This window comes from Pseudomonas sp. YuFO8 (assembly GCF_035065025.1).
In the GTDB taxonomy this organism is placed as follows: domain Bacteria; phylum Pseudomonadota; class Gammaproteobacteria; order Pseudomonadales; family Pseudomonadaceae; genus Aquipseudomonas; species Aquipseudomonas putida_AE.
In genome coordinates this window covers 1-900 of the sequence record NZ_JAXDEQ010000100.1, presented here as the reverse complement: position 1 = coordinate 900, position 900 = coordinate 1, and the positions used below count along the sequence as shown (strand labels likewise).

Genomic DNA, 900 nt, shown 5'->3' with positions numbered 1-900 from the left:
CCGAAGATAGAGCAGACATAGATAACGCCATAGACAAACAGAAAACCGTGGAGGAATTCGACGAATTCATCCGCAAAGGTAAGCGGGACGAGGAACAGGCCTGGCGCTCCATCAGTAACGATGAGTCTCCCAACAGCGTGATTGTCTACATCTTCAATGCCACCGCAAAAACGTTCAGCCTCACCACAACAAGCTCGTATAACGGCGCTCCCCCCAGTGAGGCTTGTGTCCTCGAACCCTGGGACTGCGCGTCAATCATACTGCGCAGCGAGCCACCTACTAAAAAAAACCCTAACATCAAAGTCAATCATGACCTCTCTTTTGAAAGTGGCAAATTTGCATTCCAATTCAATACATCGCTGAGTTTGAAAGGTGATGGTCCTTTTGTCCTCAAGGTTACATTCACTCCCCACATTCAACATACTGTGCGATCTATTGGTAAGGAACAATTGAAGTGCACCTCCAGTATCACCAGAAGCCTGTCAAAGGAACCTTACAGCTACAGCGTCGTGATCAGGCTGGGTTAACAGCTTTAGGCATTTGATTTTCGCCACCAGCAACAATCCATTACACCAATAAAATACACCTTAATCGCACCCCTGTTATTATCTATAAATACCAACCACCGAAAATAGGTAATATCATGGACGATAAAGAAAACAATCAAGAAAACAGCAACGAAGACATTAAAGATGTAACCTTTGAACAGAACTTCCTTAAAGACATGACCCGCGCCATGCTGCCCGCCTATTTGCAGCACCTGGTCAGTTTTGCCGAAGATAGAGCAGACATAGATAACGCCATAGACAAACAGAAAACCGTGGAGGAATTCGACGAATTCATCCGCAAAGGTAAGCGGGACGAGGAACAGGCCTGGCGCTCCATCAGTAACGATGAGTC

The 900-nt window shown here is 46.2% G+C and carries 2 protein-coding genes; both read left to right on the top strand.

The features are described 5' to 3' along the window. Positions 1-527: hypothetical protein (locus SOP95_RS31490; RefSeq protein ID WP_323609513.1), on the top strand; the 527-nt coding region annotated here is incomplete at its 5' end. Positions 528-643: 116 nt separating this feature from the next. Further along, a partial coding sequence (locus SOP95_RS31485) for a hypothetical protein (protein WP_323609512.1) occupies positions 644-900 on the top strand: 257 nt, incomplete at its 3' end.